General features: G+C 60.6%; 18 protein-coding genes and 1 pseudogene. 9 read left to right on the top strand and 10 right to left on the bottom strand.

All coding sequences use genetic code 11. From position 1 onward, the window contains the following. Positions 1-91: 91 nt before the first annotated feature. Entirely contained in the window at positions 92-847 is a 756-nt protein-coding gene (locus tag K225_RS0116720; protein WP_026437456.1) for a DUF2285 domain-containing protein, read from the bottom strand. A 364-nt stretch (positions 848-1,211) separates the two neighbouring features. Then, positions 1,212-1,562 (bottom strand): DUF2958 domain-containing protein, encoded by a 351-nt coding sequence (locus K225_RS0116725; protein WP_026437457.1) that lies wholly within the window; start codon positions 1,560-1,562, stop codon positions 1,212-1,214. Positions 1,563-1,880: 318 nt separating this feature from the next. Here K225_RS0116725 and K225_RS0116730 point away from each other — a divergent pair, with 318 nt between their 5' ends. Next, positions 1,881-2,174: a helix-turn-helix domain-containing protein gene (locus K225_RS0116730; protein ID WP_026437458.1), complete on the top strand. Its 294-nt coding sequence runs from the start codon at positions 1,881-1,883 to the stop codon at positions 2,172-2,174. Between the two features lie 62 nt (positions 2,175-2,236). On the opposite strand, the gene K225_RS0116735 is transcribed toward K225_RS0116730, so the two are convergent. The 4 genes from K225_RS0116735 to K225_RS0116750 all read right to left on the bottom strand — a co-directional run bounded on the left by K225_RS0116735 (position 2,237) and on the right by K225_RS0116750 (position 6,546). Beyond that, entirely contained in the window at positions 2,237-2,551 is a 315-nt protein-coding gene (locus K225_RS0116735) for a DUF736 domain-containing protein (protein ID WP_026437459.1), read from the bottom strand. A 763-nt stretch (positions 2,552-3,314) separates the two neighbouring features. After that, positions 3,315-3,524, bottom strand: coding sequence for a hypothetical protein (locus K225_RS0116740; RefSeq protein ID WP_026437460.1), 210 nt, complete (start codon positions 3,522-3,524; stop codon positions 3,315-3,317). Between the two features lie 60 nt (positions 3,525-3,584). After that, entirely contained in the window at positions 3,585-5,639 is a 2,055-nt protein-coding gene (locus K225_RS0116745) for a ParB/Srx family N-terminal domain-containing protein (protein WP_026437461.1), read from the bottom strand. 79 nt (positions 5,640-5,718) lie between these two features. Further along, positions 5,719-6,546, bottom strand: a complete 828-nt coding sequence (locus K225_RS0116750) for a DUF932 domain-containing protein (RefSeq protein ID WP_026437462.1) — start codon at positions 6,544-6,546, stop codon at positions 5,719-5,721. 678 nt (positions 6,547-7,224) lie between these two features. Between K225_RS0116750 and K225_RS21065 the strand changes: the two genes are divergently transcribed. From K225_RS21065 to K225_RS21905, 7 genes are all read left to right on the top strand, one after another. Next, on the top strand, positions 7,225-7,416 hold the full coding sequence (locus tag K225_RS21065; protein ID WP_034713134.1) for a type II toxin-antitoxin system RelB/DinJ family antitoxin: 192 nt from the start codon (positions 7,225-7,227) through the stop codon (positions 7,414-7,416). Between the two features lie 43 nt (positions 7,417-7,459). After that, positions 7,460-8,380, top strand: coding sequence for an ABC-three component system protein (locus K225_RS0116755; RefSeq protein ID WP_026437463.1), 921 nt, complete (start codon positions 7,460-7,462; stop codon positions 8,378-8,380). Beyond that, positions 8,377-8,628, top strand: coding sequence for an ABC-three component system middle component 6 (locus tag K225_RS22395; RefSeq protein WP_026437464.1), 252 nt, complete (start codon positions 8,377-8,379; stop codon positions 8,626-8,628). The genes K225_RS0116755 and K225_RS22395 overlap by 4 nt, the downstream gene beginning before the upstream one ends. Then, positions 8,625-10,346, top strand: coding sequence for an ABC-three component system protein (locus K225_RS0116765; RefSeq protein ID WP_026437465.1), 1,722 nt, complete (start codon positions 8,625-8,627; stop codon positions 10,344-10,346). The genes K225_RS22395 and K225_RS0116765 overlap by 4 nt, the downstream gene beginning before the upstream one ends. A gap of 80 nt (positions 10,347-10,426) precedes the next feature. Further along, positions 10,427-11,755 carry an SIR2 family protein gene (locus tag K225_RS0116770; RefSeq protein WP_026437466.1) on the top strand — a complete coding sequence of 443 codons (1,329 nt, stop codon included), beginning with the start codon at positions 10,427-10,429 and terminating at the stop codon, positions 11,753-11,755. Next, the gene (locus K225_RS21900) at positions 11,733-13,616 is read left to right on the top strand and encodes an ATP-binding protein (protein WP_198135306.1); all 1,884 of its coding nucleotides are present in this window, start codon (positions 11,733-11,735) and stop codon (positions 13,614-13,616) included. The genes K225_RS0116770 and K225_RS21900 overlap by 23 nt, the downstream gene beginning before the upstream one ends. Positions 13,617-13,663: 47 nt before the next feature. After that, positions 13,664-13,873, top strand: coding sequence for a KTSC domain-containing protein (locus K225_RS21905; protein ID WP_042043535.1), 210 nt, complete (start codon positions 13,664-13,666; stop codon positions 13,871-13,873). An 11-nt stretch (positions 13,874-13,884) separates the two neighbouring features. Here K225_RS21905 and K225_RS0116785 read toward each other — a convergent pair whose 3' ends face one another. The 3 genes from K225_RS0116785 to K225_RS0116795 form a co-directional block, all read right to left on the bottom strand. Continuing rightward, positions 13,885-14,955 (bottom strand): YhcG family protein, encoded by a 1,071-nt coding sequence (locus K225_RS0116785; protein WP_026437469.1) that lies wholly within the window; start codon positions 14,953-14,955, stop codon positions 13,885-13,887. After that, on the bottom strand, positions 14,952-16,151 hold the full coding sequence (locus K225_RS0116790; protein ID WP_026437470.1) for a site-specific integrase: 1,200 nt from the start codon (positions 16,149-16,151) through the stop codon (positions 14,952-14,954). The genes K225_RS0116785 and K225_RS0116790 overlap by 4 nt, the downstream gene beginning before the upstream one ends. A gap of 157 nt (positions 16,152-16,308) precedes the next feature. After that, a protein-coding gene (locus K225_RS0116795) for an IS3 family transposase (protein ID WP_155885299.1) occupies positions 16,309-17,465 on the bottom strand; the annotation gives its coding sequence in 2 pieces (ribosomal slippage) (positions 16,309-17,198 and positions 17,198-17,465; 1,158 coding nt in all). A 335-nt stretch (positions 17,466-17,800) separates the two neighbouring features. Between K225_RS0116795 and K225_RS0116805 the strand changes: the two genes are divergently transcribed. After that, positions 17,801-18,466, top strand: coding sequence for a peroxiredoxin-like family protein (locus K225_RS0116805; protein ID WP_026437473.1), 666 nt, complete (start codon positions 17,801-17,803; stop codon positions 18,464-18,466). A 122-nt stretch (positions 18,467-18,588) separates the two neighbouring features. On the opposite strand, the pseudogene K225_RS21070 reads toward K225_RS0116805, so the two are convergent. Then, positions 18,589-19,401 (bottom strand): annotated as a pseudogene (locus K225_RS21070) (LysR substrate-binding domain-containing protein); the annotation flags it as partial. Positions 19,402-19,724 lie beyond the last annotated feature (323 nt).

The following is a 19,724-nucleotide window of genomic DNA, read 5'->3' on the forward strand; positions in this document are numbered from 1 at the left end:
ACACAACGCGACCGGATGGAGGCAGTCTCAAGAAAGAGGTGCGGAGCGCAGAGGGTCGTTTTGCCGTGAAGGCAAAGCGACCCTCCCCAGGTCATTCGACCTGTGCCAGACGGCGGTAGCCGCCGCGCATCAGCGATTGACCGCGCTGAACCAGGCGGCGCACGCGCGAGCGCAGACCGCCATCGGCGTACCAACTACCGGCCACGGCTTCGGCGCCGAACAGCCCAGCGGCTGTTTCGCGCAAGGACGCGCCCGCCAAGGTCGCGTCGAGTGCCTGGAGCGTGTGCAACTCCAGCAGCGCGGCGGGCGTGGGCCGGGAGCGGGCCGCTGCCGCAGGCGCGGTTTCCGCGACTGCGGCCAGGGTGTCCAGTTCGGCCGCCATCGTGCGGTAGCGCCCGCAGGGCGCAGCGCACGCGCGGACGGCATACAGATAGGCCATGCCATCGGTCAGGCCCGGTGCCAGTGCGAGCCGCACGCAGCAGCCGGGCCATCGTGCCACTAGCACCAAGCGCCTGCCGTCGTGGATCAGATGCTTGTGGCCCGGGATGCGCCAGAACTCGAACGCGTCGGCATCGGGTGGCGGGTCGGCGTCCGGGTAGAGCTGGAGCACAGCGTCATGGTCGGGGAACCAGGCTGGATGCGCGTCGCGCGCGTCTAGCGCCGGGTCTTCCAGCAGGCGCAACCCCCAGGCGTGCGCCGCTTCGGGCCGATGGCGACGGCGCAGCCAGTCGCGCCGGTAGTCAGGATGGCGGCGCAGATACTCCCAGGCCAGCGCGAGCCCGTCCAAGTGCAGCACGTAGAGATACGCGGCGGTTGGATACCAGAAATCGGCGCTTCGATCAGCCATGACGCGACCTCCTGTTCGACAGGAACGTCGCCACGACCTCGGGCGCGAATAGCTACGGCATCAAGACATCAAAGCGCCATCAGGATGGCGTAACTTAAGCTGTAGAGAGAGTGTCAAGACCGATTAGCTCCGAAACCTTGCTCGGGTCGTCCGAGTGCGACGACCGCGCATCCCGGAAATGGGGCGCGGCACTGACACCGTGCCGCAACCCGCGACACACATCATGTCTTTCTAGGTCAGGCTGCACCCTCTTGGTGCAAGAGTGCCGATTCAGACCCCAGCCGTCTTGAGTCAGACTGAGAAAGACACAATGCGCTGCAACGGCCTGTCTCTGGATGGCCCGCCGCAGGGAACCGGTGGTTCGTCAGTCGGGGATCGAACCATCGCGCTGCGCCAACCAGGCGTATTCCGATAACGGCCGCGAGGCGCGGAAATACAGGTCACGCAGGATGGGTCGCTGCTGCGGCCCGACGATGCCCGTCAGGTCGGACAGCCTGACCGTCCCCAGTGCGGGCATACCGATGCCGAGGTCGATCAGTCCCCAGGCGGTATCGCCATCGGCTGGATCGAGCGCGGCCAGCAGCCAGGTCGCATGCGCATCGGGCGTGAACAGTCGAACCACCGGCATCGGGTCGATGCTCTGGCCGGCGGCGCGCGCCGCACCGTTGGCGAGCAGTCGTGCGCGTTCGTCGGCGGTGGTGAGCGGCTGGGTCATGGGCGGGAATCCCACGTATCTGCGAATGCACGAACACGCCTTTCCTGCGAAGCACGGAACCACCAAGCCGGATATGTGCTTTCGTGCGCAAGCACGGATGCGCAAGCTCTCGAATCTGTACATGCACAGAAACGCAAACGCGGAATTGTGGATGTCAGGAAAGGCACGAATGCGGCTCCCCGGCTCTGGCGAAATCCTCAGATGCGGATTTCCTTAAAAGCACAAATACGGAAAACAACAACACCAATTGAACACTATAGATTGTAGCCCTATAGGGCGCAATAGGTTGTCATCTTGGTTTTATAGGGAAAACCATTGGTGGCGGCTAAAAACTCATTGGCAACGGCAATAAGGACGGTCAGAAAAGCGCGTGGCTTGAGCCAGGAAGCGTTTTCTGACGTGTCGAGCCGTACCTATATGAGTTCACTGGAACGCGACCTGAAAAGTCCGACTCTGCACAAACTGACCGAGCTGTGCGAGGTCATGGAAGTGCATCCGCTCACGCTGCTGACGCTGGCCTATGCCGGCGACAGCCCGCACAAGGCCGATCAGCTTCTGGCGCAGGTGCGCCAAGAGCTGGAGGCAATCTTGAAGAAGCGCGACGCGCCGTAGGCGCGCGGTGCTGCGATCAGCAGCACTGCGCCCCGCCGCAACGGGCGGGGCGCTAGGGGCCGTCAGGCCGCTTGAGGCTTGCTGCGCGACCAGATCAGGTCGTGCGTGCCGTCCTCGCCTTCGATCAGGCGAGCATAGACCGTTGCCGGGAACGAAGGATCGTCCAGGGTCACGGACAAGTAATCCCGCCCGGCTTCGCTGGTCTTCTTCCACGCCGCGCCGATGTCGTGGCTTGCCGCCTGCAGGCGGAAGTCGGGGGCGTTCTCGTTGTTGCCCTTGTCGTTGGGAACCAGCTTGACCTTGACGTTGAGCGTCAGGGTGCGGAGTGTGCCGGTGAAACCGTCTTTGTCTGCGGTGAAGGTGCCGATGTTAGCCATGATGATTTTCCTTTCGGGTTGAACAAGATCGCGCCAGTGCGTCCTTGTTGTGATCCGGTCGGCGTGGGATGGGCGGGCCGCACCGCGCAGCGGTCGCAACACCGTGGAGAACCTGGAAGCGCAAACAATTTGTCTCGCGAGGAAGCCGCGCAGCGGCGGGGAAATTGCTTGCGCTGCAAGGTTGCGGCCATGAAGCCCAAGGCGCAGCCGTGCCCTCGCCAGGATTCACAACAGACCAAGGACGTACAGGCCGACCGCTCCCGAAAGGAGACATGGCCGACTCGACATCCCCGCGTGATGGTTTCACCGGCTTGTGCCCTGATGCGGCAAGGCCAACACCCCAGCGACAAGGCGGGAGCGCCCCTGCCGCAGCTTGCGGCACCCAGCTTGAGGCGTGGCGTGGAAGTTCCATGAGCAAGGCCGGGCGCGTGTCGGTGAACCGTCCTTCGTGACGTACAGGCGATGTACCGCCAGCGTCGAGGACAGCACGCTTTTGCACAACCTGCCGCAGCAAGCCGGGGCGTAGCCCCACATGCCCCGCTCATTGTGGCGGGACGTCATCGAAACTTTGCCCGCATCGGCGGGCATCGATCGCCGTACTGCGCGCAAGGCACTTGTGCGCTCGCCACGTCGCCGCCTGGTCGAAGGCGGCGACGTGGCGATTTTGCTTTGGACGTTGAAACCGAGTGCGGCGGGCCTCCGCCGCGCCCGGTTTTTTAACCACCGGCCCCAAGCCGGAACGGCTTGGGGCCGGTGCTGATCGTTATTCCTTCGTTTCGATAATCCACCACACGGCGCGCGGCAAGGCGCGGCCTGTGATGGGATGTAGGTTGGTCAGGTCGGCGCGGGCCATCCAGCCACTAGGCGGACGGTAGCCGCGCACGTCGCCATCGCCATGCCAGCGGCGAGCGCGTAGCGTGCCGGGGGCATAGACCGCCGCCATACGGGGGCGGCTCGTGGTGTTGCGGCTCATGGGAAATCCTCGGAATGAAGCGCCCCGGTCGGAACCGGGACGCTTATCGGCGGTGCAGGGTCACGCGCCCAGTGCCTCGACCTGCGGTTGCTCATCCGCCACGGTGGCGGCATCCTTCGGCGCTTCGGCTTCGGCCGCTCCGTCCTGCGCGATCTGCTGCGGACCTTCGGGACGGAAGATGGCGGGCATCCAGCCGGTGCCATCGGCCAGCCGTTCGGCCTCGCAGGCAATGTCGCCTTTCTTCAACTTCGCCAGTCGGGTGACGTGGGCCGGGGCGAACTCGCCCACGGCTTCCAGAATCACGACCTTGGAGACGTGGCGGAAATAACCCTCGGCGGTCGGCTTCCACCATGCCGCCATGTCCAGCCCCACGGCCTGCGCCAGTTCCGCGCCGGGCTGGCGCTGTGTGGCGCGGGGCGTCACCACGTCCACCGTAGCAGCGACGCATACCGCCAGCAGCCGCACCAGTTCGTCTTGCGGTGTCGCCAGCAGCACGGCGAACAGTTCGGCGCTGTCCTGTGGCAATGCCTCGCCCGCCACCTGCTGCAACTCGCGCAGCGCCACGGCGGCAGGTGATTCCGGCCAGTCCGGGGCCATGCCTTCCAGCCGGTCTTGCACGGTCAGGCGCACGCCAAGCGGCAGGTCGTGGCCGTAATGATTTTCCAGCAAGACGGTCTGCACCATGCGATGCACCAGCGCAGCCAGTGCCACCTGCGGGTGCCGGGCCACTTCGATTTGCAGCGCGGCAGTGCGGTGCGCGCTCAACCGTTGCGCCAGTCGGTCGGACAGGCTGACCGCGACCGTCACCGGCTCGGCGTCCTCGCCTTCGCTGTCGTCCGCGCCTTCGGTTCCGGCGAAGCCTTGCCGCAGCCGTTCCAGCGTGCGCAGTGCCTTCGCCTCGGCCTCACGCAACAGGCCGCGATGAATCACGGCCTCGCCGCTGCGGTCGGTGGTAACGATGGCACCGGCGACGGCGCGCACGTCCGGGGCGTAACCCTGTAAGGCATCCTCCACGGCTTGCAGTTCCCCGGCCACCTGTTCGCGGCGCGATTCCAGCGCTTCCGTCTTGCCGCCGTCTTCGGCGTCGTAGGCTTCTTCCAGTTCGGCGTCGATCTTGTCTAGGCGGTTTTGCAGCGAGGCGATGCGGCGGGCTTCGCGGGCGGTCGGTTCGCGGCGCTGGCGCGGCGCGTTCTGGAACGCCTGCCGTTCGGCATAGCTCAAGTGCGGCACGGCTTCCACCCACGCCCAGCCTTCGGCGCGGATGCCTTCGGCCAGTTCGTCCAACTTGCCGCGCACCAGCGTTTCCAGCAGCGCGGCGTCGGTCAGATAGGTGCCGCTATCGTCGTCGGCGAACAGGTCGCGGCGGATGCCGCCCCCCACCGCCGTGTAGGCATCCATTCCGATGAAATGCACCAGCGGGTGCGATGCGTCGATTTCGCGTTCCGTCAGACGCTCGCGCAGTGCAGATGCGCTACGCTGCCATTCGGGCGCGGCGTAGAACGCGGCTTGCTGCGCGGCGTGGTCGTCGGTGATGGTCAGGGCCATCAACTGTTCCAGCGTCACGCCACCAGCCCGATAGTCGGCCATCAGGCGCGGCGAGACGTTGGCCAACTTCAAGCGGCGTTGCACCACCAGCGGGGACACGCCGAAGTCTGCGGCAATGTCTTCGATGGGGCGGCCTTCCTTGACCAGCGCGGCGAACGCCTCGAACTGGTCGGCGGGGTGCATCTGCTCGCGCAGCAGGTTTTCGGCAAGGCTCACGGTGCGCGCCGAGGCATCGGGCACCAGCAGGCACGGCACCTCGTAGTCGGCGGCGATGCGCTTCTTCTTCGCCAGCAGCTTCAATGCGGTAAGACGGCGATCACCGGCCACCACTTCATACTGCTCGCCATCGGCGGCGAGGATGACGACGAGGTTTTGCAGCAGGCCGATGCGAGCGATGCTCGCGGCCAGTTCAGGGATGGACAGGCGCGGGGTCTTGCGTGCGTTGCGCTTGGAGCGGCGCGGCAGCAACTGCGAGAGTGGAACCAGAATCAGGTTCTTGGTCGGATCGGCCACTTCCAGCGGCGCGGCGGCTTCGATGGCGCGGGTTTCGGTTTGAGTAACGGCGTTCATGGTGATAACTCCTTGCGGTTAGGGATGCAGCAGCGAAAGAAGCGGCAAGGGCTGCTGCCTGCCCCTGCCGCGTGGGGATTCAGGCCTTCAACTGGCGCATGCCATCGGCCAGCAGCCAAAGCGCGCGATTCAGTCGGATGTTTTGGTCAATGCCCTGCACCGGACGGGTCTGCTGGCGGCGTCCGTTGGCGCTGCGCCCGCGCAAGCCGCCTTGGGTCAGGTTTTCTTGCGTGCGGTTGAACACGCTCCACAAGTCCGGGCGGCGGTCGTCGAAGCGGCGCGGCATCAGGATTTGCGATTCCGTGATGGGCGCGGGCTTGTCGGCGTCGTCGTACCTGAGGGCCAGCGCGGCACGGGCGAACACTTCGGATTCGCCATCGTTCAAGGTGATGGCGTGCATGGCATCGCGGGATTCCTTCACCCGGTCGAAGCCGCGCAAGACTTCGTAGGCGCCTTCGATGACGTGTCCGGCCACGTCGCCTTTATGCGGCACGCGCACGTCCGCCACCGTATCGCCGCAGACAAGGCCATTGCTGCACACGAACCGGAACATCCCGGCCAGCATCTGATAGCTGCTCGTGCCGTCATGGGAGTTCAGAAGCACAATTTCGTTGGCTTCCGCGCCGTTGATCTGGCTGGCATGGCGCAGACGCAGCATGTGTTTGGTGTAGTCGCGGCGGTCGTCGTGCCGCACGCGGGTTTGCGCTGCCATGAAGGGTTCAAACCCTTCCTTGCGCAGTTCCGCCAGCACGGCGGCAGTGGGGATGTAGGCGTACCGTTCGGAACGGCTTTCATGCGGGGCGTCCGCGAAGATGGACGGGGCCACGCGGCGGATTTGATCGTCGGACAGCGGGGAATCGCTGCGCAGCGTCGGGGAATGGGAAGCGAAACGGGATGCGAGTTGCATGGTCTTTCTCCAAGAGTTGCTGCTGTGGTTTCAAAGCTGACCGGATTCCAAGATTCGGAGCCCGTTGTGGCTTTGGTTGGTTCGGCGCAGAGACCTGGGCCGGTCCCTGTTTGCCGCCGTCTTTCCTGAGTTCATCGCCCGCGAAAAACCGGGCCAGCGAGGGACTGGCCGTCAAGGAAGAAGCGCAGGGTTGGTGCGGCCCGCAGCGCAGCGAGGACTCGGCCCTGCGCGCCTTGACGGCCAGGCACCGCGGGCTACGGTCGCGGGAAAAGCGATGAACTTGGGGAAGACGAACAGCGGCCGATGGGCCAAGGGGATGCGCTGAACCCAACGCCGCGCGGCGAGCGCCCCTGCGTGCCAGGGCACGCCTAGCTGGATTGGCCGATCAGGTGCAACCTGTTCGGCTGCATTCGAGGGGCGCCAAGCAAGGCGCGGCGGGGATGGGCTGTCCAGCCGATCCCCTGGAGGGCAAGCGTCGCGCGCAGGCCGGGAGCGTAGCGACGGCCGGAGGCATCAGGGATCAAAGCCGCATGGCCGCGACTCGCTACGAGGCGCGGGGCAACGCCCGCGAGCCCGACGGCGGCACGCCGGGATGCAATGCCACTCGTGACAAAAAGTAAATGACTTAAAAGCCCAGATGAGCCACAATGTAGCTACAACCACCTGTGAGCATATGAAATGGCTAGCACTGACGTCGTTCGTGCCCGGATAGACGGGCATATCAAAGAAGAAGCGAGCAGCGTTCTGGCCGAGATGGGACTGTCTGTTTCGGATGCCATCCGTATGCTGCTAACCCGCATCGCAGCGGACAAAGCGCTGCCATTTGACGTCAATCGCGTCCTTCCCCATTCGGATCGGAAGACGCCATGAGGTTGTGCCTGAAAACACTTAACCAGTCATGGCCCTGAACCGCATGGATCGCATACAACAGCTCGGCTACGAAAAAGATTTCCGCATCATCTTCCTTGAAGCCAAGGGGGACGGATTTCAGCGCCTGTTCGAAAAACTGATGGCGAAGGCCCACCCGAACGATTTCATGGCCTGCCGTCCATGGGGCAATGTTGGCGACCGGAAAAATGACGGATACCTGCCCTCGGCCCGGACCTTATTTCAGAGCTATGCGCCCAATGAGTTGAGTGCCGCCGAAGCCATCAAAAAGATCAACGAGGATTTCGGGGGCGCAAAAGAGCATTGGGAAAAATATTTTGGTGAGTGGACTTTTGTTCATAACGCACCCGATGGGCGCCTTGGCCCCCACATCATCGAAGCGCTGGCCAAGCTCTCGCAAGAAAACCCGAAGATCAAGATTGGCCACTGCGGTTGGGATGAAATGCTGTCGAAGTTTCGCCAGCTCAGCCTGCAGGATCTCGAATCCTGGTTCGGCCCCTCGCTGACCATGGAAGCAAACGTCAATCTGGGCTATAGCGATTTGATGGCCGTACTTACGCACATCAACGTTGCTCCCGCGCCAGAGACGAGTGAAGTCAAAGATGTCTCGCGGGGGAAAATCGAGGCAAATCTTCTATCTGCGGTGGTCGCCGATTTTTTGAAAATCGGGATGCAGAAGTCACCGTTGGTGACGCAGTTCTTCGATAACTGGAAGAACCCCGTGTACGGCGAACAAATTGCCTCGGCATTCAAGGGTAAATACGTGTCTCTGAGGGATGCGATCCCCTCGCTTCATCCCGATGAAATCTTTGGACAGCTTGAAACCTGGGCAGGGGGAGTCGTGAACACGACACCCACACATAAGGCGGCGGTGCTGGCGGTCATGGCCTATCTGTTCGACAAGTGCGAGATATTCGAAGATGCCCAAGCGGTGAGGTCAACATGATCCTACCGTCCAAGCATCTTCCGCAAGATCGCGCGCTACTCACCGTGGGCGGTCATGTCCTAACTTTTCTCGCGCGTCCCAAAACGGTTTCCGCGTTGTGGGAGGAATTGAACCGACAGGACCAAGGGATGGTTGCCATTCGGCCTCGGCGAATAACCTACGACTGGTTCGTGCTTGCGCTGGACCTGCTGTATTCCCTTGGCACTATCGAACTTGAAAATGGCCTTGTGGCACGGAGGGAAGCTTGATCCACCATCTTTTCAGCACGCTGCCCACCTTCAAGAATCTCGGCGATTTGAAGCCAGGTCTGAACGTGCTGCTTGCCCAAAAAACCGAAGGTGCCAGTACCAAGCAAACGCGCAACCGCGCAGGCAAAACGAGTTTCATTGAAACAGTGCATTTTCTGACCGGCTCGGAAGCCGGTCCTGATTCCATTTTCCGCACGCCGGAGTTGGCCGAATACACCTTCGGCATGGACTTCGATTTGAAGGATGCGCGGACCGTCGTCGAGCGCAGCGGGAGCGCCAAAGCCAAGATCTACATAACAACGCCACCGGAGACCAAGCGCAAGCTATCGGCAACCGATTGGGTCACGTTCCTCGGTGAGGAGATGTTCGGCCTGAGCAGCCTGGAGGCCGCAGGCAGCAAGCCCCCTTCGTTCCGGTCACTGTTCGCCTACTTTGTGCGGCGCCAGATGAGTGGTGCATTCACCACGCCAGAGAAGCAGGCCACCATGCAGGGAACGGGCGACATGCAAATGGCGCTGATGTTTCTCCTTGGGCTGGACTGGCAGATCGCGCGCGATTGGCAAGCCGTTCGTGATCGTGAAAAGACCTTGGAAGAATTGAAGAAGGCGGCGGGTACGGGGGCGTTCGGTTCAATCATCGGCAAGGCCGCTGATTTGCGCACGCAGTTAACCCTGCAGGAATCTCGCCTCAAGAAGCTCTATTCGGAAATCGAAACCTTCCAAGTATTGCCTGAGTACCGGGAACTGGAAGTCGAAAGCGCCAAGCTGACGCGTCAGCTCAATGAACTGGCCAACGCCAACACCATAGACTTCTCGGCCATCCGTGACCTCGAAGGCGCGCTGGCCTCCGAGATTCCACCTGACCTGGAAGACCTGCAAGCGATCTATCAGGAAGCCGGCGTTGCACTTCCAGGCCTCGTAAAGCGCCGTTACGAGGACGTGAAAAGCTTCCATCAATCGGTTGTGCGCAATCGCAAGGACTATTTGTCCAGCGAACTCGAAGCGGCACAGCTACGCATCGAGTTGCGCGACAGCCAGAAAGCGCAACTCGATCAGCGACGTGCGGAGATCATGGGCATCCTCAGGAGTCATGGCGCACTGGATCAGTTCCTCAAGTTGCAGGGGGAATTAGGTCGCCTGGAATCGGAGGTGGAATCCCTACGGCAGCGTTTCGAAGCGGCCGAGCAGCTCGAAGGCACGAAAAACGAGTTGGAGATCGAGCGCAACCGGCTCACGATCCGGCTGCGTCGCGATTTTGCCGAGCAGAAGGATCGGCTGGCCGAAGCCATCGTCGCTTTCGAGGAAACGTCGCAACGCCTCTACGAGTCGGCCGGCAGCATGACCGTCGACGAAACCTCCAACGGCCCGATGTTCAAGTTTCCGATGCAGGGTCAACGCAGCAAGGGCATCAAGAACATGCAGATCTTCTGCTTCGACATGATGCTTATGCGCTTGTGCCACAAGCGGCAAATAGGACCCGGCTTCTTGATCCATGACAGCCACCTGTTCGACGGTGTTGACGGCCGGCAGGTGATCAGCGCCTTGCGCTTGGGTTCGGAGATTTCGCAGGAACTTGGTTTTCAGTACATCGTGACGATGAATGAAGACGACGCCTTTAAAGAAACCATCGATGGCTTCGATCTCAATGACCATGTGCTTCCAACGCGTTTGACCGATGCCACGGAAGATGGTGGGCTGTTCGGAATTCGGTTTGGATAGAGGTGTATTTAAAAAATTGAAGGCCTGAGTGTGAACGCGTTGCCGGGGCCTAACGAAAAAAATTAAGGGACCTAAAAATCATGACAAAACCCCCAAGCGCAAGCACTGCCCCAGTTGCCGCACCTGTTGTCGCCGCCGCACCGACGTCTGCACTTCCATTCCCAGCGCTCCACGACGCAGCGCAGCAAGCAAGAAATCTGCGGCAGGTGCTCCAAGATGACAAGCAGCGTATCGGCTGTTTCCTTGGTGCGGGTTGCCCGCTTGGAATCTACGATGCGGCCGGCAAAGACAGCGTCGTGCTAATCCCGGCCATCGTCGAACTGACGAAGCGGGTCGCTGCCGGGCTGGAGGCAAGCGACAGCGCTTCCGGAGCCACATCAAAGTTCAAGGCGCATTGGGATGCATTGTGTGTGGAATGCAAACCATCCGATGACAAGGACCCGACCGTTGAAGACGTATTGACAGAGTTGCGCACTCTGGCCAATCGACGCGGGACTGCCGAGATTTTGGGAATGTCGAAGGAGAACTTAAGTGACCTGGATAACAAAGTCTGCGCACTGATTGCAACTGAGATGCGTAAGCCGCTCCCCGCCTATCGCAGTTCATACAATCGCTTTGCATCGTGGGTCGGTGGCGTTCAACGTGATGCTCCAGCGGAAATATTTACGCCTAACTATGACCTGCTTTTTGAACAGGCGCTTGAACAGCATCCGCTACCGCACTTCGATGGTTTTGTTGGCTCACGAGAACCATGGTTCGATTTGGCGTCGATCGAGCACGACGTAATTCCCGCGAGGTGGACGAGGCTGTGGAAGCTACACGGCTCCATCAATTGGGAGAAGAGCGAGGAAATCGTGAATGGGGCGAAGATTACGCGCGTTGTTCGCGTCACACGTGAGGCCGCAGCAGGCAAGGTAATGATCTTCCCTTCGCACCTCAAGTACGACCAAAGCCGTCGCATGCCATATCTCGCAATGCTTGATCGACTAAGGGCATTTTTCCACGGGAAGGATGCTCCCAGGCTTGTTGTGTGCGGATATTCCTTTCTCGACGACCACCTCAATGAAGTTTTGCTAGATGGATTGCGGGGCAACCGGAACGCTCAATGCTTTGCGCTGATGTATTCAGGTCTCGGACAACATTCGAGAGTTGTCGACTACGCAGTAAAACAGAGCAACCTCACCGTTCTGGCTTGGGACGGAGCAGTCGTAGGAACGCGCGTGGGGCTTTACCGTCCCGGAACCATTGGAGGCCACGAGCACACGCCGTGGCTGATGGAAGAAGCGGCCGCCGGTGGCGATCCCAAAGAACTTCAGCCACGTAGCCGTCTCGGAGACTTCCACTATTTTGGTCTTTTTCTCGAACAACTTTGTGGTGGGAGCAATCATGATGCGCAGCCCATCGTCTAATCTCGACCCTTCACGGCTTGGTACTGTTGAGGATGTGAACGGCTCAAGCGTGAGTGTGAAACTTGCGGAGAGCACACCGGGCGGACTCTTATTTGTCAATGGTGAGGCATATCGCGTCGGACAAGTCGGGGGATTTGTCCGTATTCCATCTGGATATGTAGACCTCTATGGTGTGATCTCACAAGTTGGAGCTGGCGCCGCCCCTGGTCCACCGGAACTCGCGCCTCAATTCGGCAATCGATGGCTTAGGATTGAACTCGTCGGCCAAGGACGCCGGGGAACAAAGTTTGAACGCGGCATCGCACAGTACCCCTCCATCGGCGACTCTGCCCATGTCGTCACCGAATCGGACTTGAAAACGGTCTATGCGCCTGGAGACGAAGATGGCTATGTCGCCGTTGGGCGCGTCGCCAGCGCCGAGTCGATCCGCGCATACATCGACATGAATCGCTTGATCAGCCGTCATTCTGCAGTGGTGGGAAGCACTGGCTCTGGGAAGTCGAATGCCGTGGCGAATCTACTTGGTGCTATTTCCGATCAAACTCGGTTCAAGTCTGCTCGCGTCGTATTGTTTGACCTTCACGGTGAGTATGCGAAGGCATTTGGCGATCAGGCCCGTGTATTTAGGGTTGGGGCGGATACCGCCGCAGGGGAGCGGGAACTCCATGTTCCATTTTGGGCGCTCACAGCGGAGGAATTTACTTCGTTGGCGATGGGTCCGGTATCAGGAACGCCCCTCGCGTTACTGCAAGAAAGGTTGTTGACCAGCAAAAGGGCATCGAAGCCGGGTGGCATCCCCCATGCCTTGCCTGATCTCAGCGTCACCGTCGATACACCGCTTCCGTTCTCTGTCTACCAGCTCTGGCACGACCTGTATTCATTGCATTGCGCGACTCATAGCGTTAGCAAGAACCAAAACCAGACTGAGGCCACGCGAGTCTATATCGAAGACGGTGCTCCTCCCCAAAAGGCCACCGGCGATGGCGACCAGCTCGTGCGTCCTCGATTCCGTCCGATCACAACAGAGGCAGGTGCCGACAAGGTTTATGGCGGGCTCTACATTGATGCGCCGCGACCGCACCTGGATGTGTTGGAAAGCAAGCTTCGCGATCCACGCATGCAATTCCTCTTCAACCCTGGTGAATGGGCTGTCGCGAAAGACGGCACTACAACGTCAGATCTCGATGCTCTGCTCTCAGCGTGGATAGGGGCCGACACTCCAATTTCAGTATTCGATCTGTCGGGAATTCCAACTTCCGTTGTAGATGATTTGGTTGGGGCCGTTTTAAGAATTCTTTATGACGCGGTGTTTTGGGGAAGGACGAAACCAGAGGGAGGTCGAGAAAGGCCGTTACTTGTCGTCATGGAAGAAGCGCACGTGTATCTCAGTGCTCAGTCAAAGAGCCGGGCAGCTACTGCCGCGCGGCGCATCGCGAAAGAGGGGCGAAAATATGGAGTTGGGTTAATGCTGGTCAGCCAGCGTCCTTCCGAAATAGACACTACGATCCTTTCGCAGTGTGGCACGGTCATCGCCCTACGTCTGACAAATGACTCAGATCGTGCTCAAGTTACCTCATGTGCATCGGATAATCTTAAGGGTCTCTTTTCGATGCTACCTGTTCTCCGCACCGGCGAGGCGTTGATTGTGGGAGAGGCTGTCAACATGCCGATACGGGCAATCATCGACCGTCCGCCAGAAGGCCGACGACCTGATAGCGACGATCCTGTGGTAGTTGTTCCCAAGGGTGCTGACGGGAACCGTATTCGGAGTGGCGGCTGGACTGAGCCGGTACAGAATGAAAATTACAAGCCCCTAGTGGAGGCCTGGCGTAAGCAAGATCCAAATGCTGGTGAGAAATAACCCCCGTAAGCCAAAAGTTTTATTACACCCAATGGAGATGACGCACTATGGAACGTACACCAGTAACCTCAACCGACATCTGTGCAATCGGCTATGACGCAGATACTCAAACCCTTGAAATTGAGTTCAATACTGGATCTGTATACGACTATTCGGACGTACCTCAAGGTGAATATGACGCGTTCATCGGCTCAGACTCAAAGGGGAAATATTTCCACGCCAATATCAAAAATCGATACTCGTTTGTAAAGCTCTAATAGAACGACACTTACCGCTTTCCCTTGCCAGCGCCAAGCTGCTCGATCTGCAGTCGAGCACGGGCTGTAGCTTGCTGCAGTCGCTCGGCCAGCAATTCGCGCGGCGGCAGCGTTGTCAGGTATTCGGCGACGTGGATGCCCGACTTGTCCAACTCCAAAAGTTCGATTTGCTCGGACTTCTTGCCGGTGCAGAGGATGATGCCGAGCGGCAAGGCTTCCTCCGGCTCCCGTTCATGTTTGTCAAGCCAGCGCAGGTAAAGCTCCATCTGCCCCTTGTACGCCGCCTTGAACTCCCCGACCTTCAATTCCACCGCCACCAGTCGGCGCAGCTTGCGGTTGTAGAACAGCAGGTCAAGGTGAAAATCGTCGTTGTCGATCTGGATGCGTTTTTGTCGAGCCACGAACGTGAAGCCCACGCCCAGCTCCAGCAGGAAGGATTCCATCTCGCGGATGATCGCCGCCTCCAAGTCGCCCTCCTGCCAGGTGTCGCGCAGGCCCAGGAAGTCGAGGATGTACGGGTCACGCATGACCAGGCTGGGCGAGATGCGCTGCGCGTCGCGCATGGTCGCCAGTTCCTGCGCAATCATCGTGTCCGGCTTCTTGGACAGCGCTGTGCGTTCGTACAGCATCGAGTCGGTGCGCTCGCGCAGTGTCCGAACGCTCCACCGTTCGACGCCGGCCATCTGCGCGTAGTAGTCCCGCTGCATCGGCTCCTTGAGCGCCAGCAGCAGGACGAAATGCGACCAGCTCAATTGTCGCGACAGTGTCGCGACAATTGGTTCGTCAGGGAACGTGGCGGCGAACTTGACCATCCGGCGCAGGTTCTTCTCCCCGAAACCCCGCCCGTAGTCACGGGCAAGCTGCTCGGCCAGGGTTGGCAGGATTTCCTCGCCGTACCCGGCCCGCTGCCCGGCCAGCACTTCCGTATGGATGCGCTGACCGATGCGCCAGAACAGCAAGGTCAGCTCGGCATTGACCGCTGAAGCGGCGCGCTGGTGCGACGCCTCGATCAGTGCCCGGATGTCGCCCAGCAGCGCCACCGGCGCTGCTGGCGACGTGACAGACGCCTTGTGCCGGGTCATGCCGCCACCTCTTTGGCTCGTTGCATCCCGGTGATCGTCTTGCGACGATTCGCCACCAGTTCGGCCGCGTCTCGCACCGGCTTGTCCTCGGTGTGGACGTAGCGCATGAACATCACGACGGTCTTGTGCGCCGTCAGCGCCATGCCGACCTTGACCGGGATGCCCGAATTAGCAATGTCGGTCGCCGAACGGTGGCGGATGCCGTGCGTGCCCACGTGCGTGGCGCCAGCCGCCTTGAGCGCACGGCTCCAGCCACCGTAATACTCGCCCGTGGTCAGATGTTTGCCGGCGTGGCTCGGAGAAGGCAGCACGTAGCGGCAGCCCTCCTGCCGGGGTGCCGTCGAGAGTAGCCGATAGGCTTCCTCGCTCATGGGCTTGGACATGCCGCCGGTCTTGCTATCAGGCCAGACGACCCGCCGGTTCTGCAGGTCAACCCAGTCCCATTCCAGCGCAATGATTTCCGAGCGACGGCCAGCGAACTCGAATTGCAGGCGGATGCCCAAAGGGATGACGTAGTTCTCTAGTCCCTCCGACTCGATCTTGTCGAGCTGCCGGAACAAGTCGCCCATTTCTTCATCGCTGATGAGGTGGGTTGATTTGCCGGCAGGGAACATTGGGACGTGACGGCATGGGTTGGTGCCGTCGGGCCGATAGCCCCATACCTCGGCCATGTTGAACATCTTGCGCAAGACGCTGAAGACCTTGTTCGCCTCGGTCTGCTTATACGAGAGCTTCTCCATCAGCCCTGCGATGTCAGGACGCTTCACGTCCTGAACTTTCTTGCGGCCTAGCAGCGGGATGATGTTGCGATTGATGACGGCCTGATAGCCGGCCTGGGTACTGAGCTTGTTGCGCTTCTTGGAGTAGTCCTCCATGAACTTCGTGCATAGCTCTTTGACCGTGGGGGCCTGGCGCGCCTCTGCCTTCTCCGCGGCGGGATCGCCGCCTCGGCGAACCTGGGCGAGCCATTCCTGCGCCAGCGACCGCGCCTGTTCGACGGTCAGCTCCCCGTACAGCCCTAGCGAGGGTTTGCGGCGCTCGCCAGCGTTCGTCCGATACTGGAGCATGAACACCTTGCGACCCGCCGGGGTAATCTTGCACAGGAAGCCGGGGACCAGCGTATCCCTGAGTTCGACGGCCTCTGCCTGGGGTTGCGCTGCGTCGACAGCGGACTTAGTGAGTTTGATCTTAGCCATGATGACTCCTTGGGAAGACCCGGATTCCAAGAGCCGGATAGGAGTCAGGCGGTCGGAAGTCAGGTCAGGTTTCGGAAAGCACCGGCATATGTTGAACTCGCCTAAGTTATTGATAAACCTGCTGTATGGGCTTCCCCCAGTTTCCCGGACGGTTTGCTTAGCCCATTAAGCCTTGCTCAAAGTCGACTGGGCTGAGGAAGTCTAGCTTTGAGTGTTTGCGCACCGGGTTGTAGAAGCGCTCGATGTAGTCGAACACGTCGGACCTGGCTTCTTCCCTTGTCCGGTACACCTTGCGGCTGAGCCTCTCGGTCTTCATGGATGAGAAGAAGCTCTCCATCGCGGCGTTGTCCCAGCATTCACCACGACGGCTCATGCTGCAGGTGATGCCCTGTGCCTTGAGCAGCTGCTGGAAGTCGTCGCTGGTGTACTGACTGCCCTGGTCCGAGTGATGCATCAGCGAGCTGGGTTTGCCGCGCCGCCAAAGGGCCATCAACAAAGCGTCGCTCACCATCTTGGCCTGCATGGTGTCGCTCATCGACCACCCCACGATGCGGCGTGAGTACAGGTCCATCACCGCTGCCGCATACAGCCAGCCCTCGGCCGTCCAGATGTAGGTGAAGTCGGCCACCCACTTCTGGTTCGGACCACTGGCCTCAAAGTCGCGCTGCAGATGGTTGGGCGCGATGTGGCTCTCAAGCCTGCTGCCTGTATCTCCTGGTAGCCTGCGTCGCTTGTGGCGAGCTTGCAGCTTGGCCAGGTGCATCAGCCGGATGACCCGGTTCATCCCGCAACTCTCGCCCAGCGCTCGAAGGTCGTGCCAGACGCGTGGACTGCCGTAGGTGCGGTCGCTGAGCTCGAAGCTCTCTCGGATGAGGCGGGTGAGCCTCGCGTCGTCCTGGCTGCGCTGGCTTGGCGCTCTGCCCATCCATTCATAGAAGCCGCTGTGGGAGACCGCCAGAACCCGGCACATGGTGCGGGTGGGCCAGACACTACGATGCCGCGCGATGAAGCCGTACTTCACTGCGGGTCCTTTGCAAAGTAGCCGAGCGCTTTTTTTAGGATGTCGCGCTCCGTGGTCACACGGCGCAGTTCGCGTTGCAACCGCTCCACCTCCGTTGCAGCCTCACTTCGAAGCGGTCGGTTTGGTCTGAGGTCCAACACTCCGCCACGCTCCTGCGTGACCCACCGCCTGAGCACGCTCGTCTGAATACCCAGGTCCCGCGCAATGTGCGTGGCGGTTGCTCCTGGCTGCTTGCACAGCTTCACCGCCTCACGTTTGAACTCGTCCGTGAAGCTCCTTCGGGTTCTTGTCATGCCTATCTCCTGAACACATCATGTCATTGGATGTGTCCGGGAAACTGGGGGAAGCCCAGTCTATGCTGTTGGACGTCAAGCGAAGCCTTCTGCACGGGCCTTGACTGAGTTCATTATTTCGGAAATCGCGCGTGACCCTCCGGATGTGCCGCCCAGTTCAAAGTAGCCCTACATCGCGCCCTTGTCCTCGTAATTTCAGCCGCTTGTCCGCTGCGCAAGATTGACAGGCCCTACATTGGTGCGCACTCGCGCTGACGTGCAAGAATGCAGACAAAACTCAGTACGCTTTCTTCTTGCGGTTTTCGCACTTTTGATCGCGGCTGGCCCAGCCCTAAATGTCTTTGCAGCAGAAGCTTGACGCGTTGCGTACCCACTTGGAGGTGGGGACACGCTCGAATGCGTTAGTTGCGATGCTCAGAGTGATGGAAGACGCCGTCTCCAGCGACCGCGCTACCAGAGCATTGCAGGCACCTAGCCGCGCACCAGCTTTTTCCCTCCCGGACGCGACAAGTCAAACTGTCTCCCTCTCAGAAATGCTTCGCGATGGGCCCGTGGTGGTGGTTTTTTATCGCGGCGAATGGAGTCCTTGGTGCCGGAAGGAATTGAATGCCTTGCAGGGGGTTACCGGGCGGTTCAAGCTGCTTGGTGCATCGGTGCTTGCCGTTTCTCCTCAGTTACCAGTATTCAGCCGCGGGCACATCCGAAGGCGCAGGCTAGATTTCCCGATACTGCATGATTCTGGTGGTCACGTGGCGGCTCAGTTCGGTGTGGAATGGCAAGTTCCAGCTGAATTTAGGAAGCTATATCTTGATTTGAACGTGGACCTTGAGAAGTTCAATGGGCAAGGTGGGTGGGTGCTGCCGATACCCGCGCGCTTCCTCATTGATCGGCAGCAGACAATCGTGTACGCCGAAATCAATGCTGGTGAAACTCATAGGATGGATCTGAGTGGCCTTCTCACCGCCTTGGAAGGGTTGCAGCGAAAGGCATCTGGGCCCTAAGCTTCATTGTCCTCGGGGATGTCCGATATAGACGGGGCATCGCTTTCTGACCAGTTCGTTGTCACCAGGGCAGTTCCTAGGCGACTGGGATGCACTTACGACGGATGAAGTTGTTCAGCTCATCACACCGCCTGAATCTGTTGGACGTTTGCGTGCTGGTCACGGTGAGCGCCATCAGTGCAGTGCTTGTCATGAAATGAGTTTTCGTGCCTCGAAGCCACAGGCACGTGCTCGGGCATCAGATCCACTACCCAGTCGATGAAGGCTCGCAGTTTCGCACTCACATGGCGGTTGGACGGGAACGCCACATACATCGGCATCGCATCGAAGCTCCAACCGTCGAACAGCGGCAGCAGTTCGCCCCGTGCCGCATGGTCGTTCGCCATGTACTGCGGCAGCCACAGAACGCCCATGCCAGCGACGCCAGCCGCGAGGTAGGCGTTGCCGTCGTCCATCGCCACCACATGGCGCCCCTGCACCTCCATGCGTTCGCCATCGCGGTGCATGCCGATGGGCGCCACCGTGCCGCTGCGGGCGCGCAGATAACCCACCGTGCGGTGGTGCGTATCGTCCAGTTCAGCCGGGTGCAGCGGCGTGCCAACGCGCTCCAGATAGCTGGGTGCCGCGTACACACCGATCTGCAGATCGCCCACGTGACGGGCGATCAACGAAGGGTCGGTGATCTCACCGCCGCGCAGCACGCAGTCCACGTTGTCACCGATGAGGTCCACCATGCGGTCGCTCACACCCATGTACAGCTGGATCTCCGGGTAGCGTGCATGAAACGCCGGCAGTGCCGGCATCAGGATCATGCGAGCCAGCGGGCTGGGCACATCCACGCGCAAGCGCCCACGGGGCGAGGCCACAGCGCTGGAGAGGCTGGTGTCCGCGTCTTCCAGGTCGGCCAGCAGGCGCACCACGCGCTCGTAGTACGCGGTGCGTATTTCGGCGAATGTGACCGGTCATTTCGGCGCATCGTGACCGGTGGGCTGAGCGATGTTCTCAGCGCCGTTTCGGTAACGTGACCGCCCGTTTCGGCGATCGTGACCGCCGTGATGCTGGCGGTGCTGCGTAGGGGGTTGAGTTTACGGTTTTGGAGAGGCTGTCAGGTCTTCATGGGGGTCCTTGATGGTCGTTTTTGAAACGGTTGCAGTGCGCGCCGTGCGGCCCGTTCGTCGCGACTCGCCGTCCAGGCTGAAGCGCCGGCAACTCTGCAGCAACCGGTCCAGAATGGCGTCGGCAACGGTGGGGTCGCCCA

Source organism: Acidovorax sp. JHL-9, assembly GCF_000426205.1.
In the GTDB taxonomy this organism is placed as follows: domain Bacteria; phylum Pseudomonadota; class Gammaproteobacteria; order Burkholderiales; family Burkholderiaceae_C; genus Acidovorax; species Acidovorax soli.

Bases quoted from the DNA above. Each gene is read 5' to 3' on its own strand.
- K225_RS0116770 (WP_026437466.1), top strand. From the start codon at position 10,427: ATGACAAAACCCCCAAGCGCAAGCACTGCCCCAGTTGCCGCACCTGTT.
- K225_RS21065 (WP_034713134.1), top strand. From the start codon at position 7,225: ATGGCTAGCACTGACGTCGTTCGTGCCCGGATAGACGGGCATATCAAA.
- K225_RS0116785 (WP_026437469.1), bottom strand. From the start codon at position 14,955: ATGACCCGGCACAAGGCGTCTGTCACGTCGCCAGCAGCGCCGGTGGCG.
- K225_RS0116740 (WP_026437460.1), bottom strand. From the start codon at position 3,524: ATGAGCCGCAACACCACGAGCCGCCCCCGTATGGCGGCGGTCTATGCC.
- K225_RS21900 (WP_198135306.1), top strand. From the start codon at position 11,733: ATGATGCGCAGCCCATCGTCTAATCTCGACCCTTCACGGCTTGGTACT.
- K225_RS0116725 (WP_026437457.1), bottom strand. From the start codon at position 1,562: ATGACCCAGCCGCTCACCACCGCCGACGAACGCGCACGACTGCTCGCC.
- K225_RS0116735 (WP_026437459.1), bottom strand. From the start codon at position 2,551: ATGGCTAACATCGGCACCTTCACCGCAGACAAAGACGGTTTCACCGGC.
- K225_RS0116755 (WP_026437463.1), top strand. From the start codon at position 7,460: ATGGATCGCATACAACAGCTCGGCTACGAAAAAGATTTCCGCATCATC.
- K225_RS21905 (WP_042043535.1), top strand. From the start codon at position 13,664: ATGGAACGTACACCAGTAACCTCAACCGACATCTGTGCAATCGGCTAT.
- K225_RS22395 (WP_026437464.1), top strand. From the start codon at position 8,377: ATGATCCTACCGTCCAAGCATCTTCCGCAAGATCGCGCGCTACTCACC.
- K225_RS0116790 (WP_026437470.1), bottom strand. From the start codon at position 16,151: ATGGCTAAGATCAAACTCACTAAGTCCGCTGTCGACGCAGCGCAACCC.
- K225_RS0116750 (WP_026437462.1), bottom strand. From the start codon at position 6,546: ATGCAACTCGCATCCCGTTTCGCTTCCCATTCCCCGACGCTGCGCAGC.
- K225_RS0116805 (WP_026437473.1), top strand. From the start codon at position 17,801: ATGTCTTTGCAGCAGAAGCTTGACGCGTTGCGTACCCACTTGGAGGTG.
- K225_RS0116745 (WP_026437461.1), bottom strand. From the start codon at position 5,639: ATGAACGCCGTTACTCAAACCGAAACCCGCGCCATCGAAGCCGCCGCG.
- K225_RS0116720 (WP_026437456.1), bottom strand. From the start codon at position 847: ATGGCTGATCGAAGCGCCGATTTCTGGTATCCAACCGCCGCGTATCTC.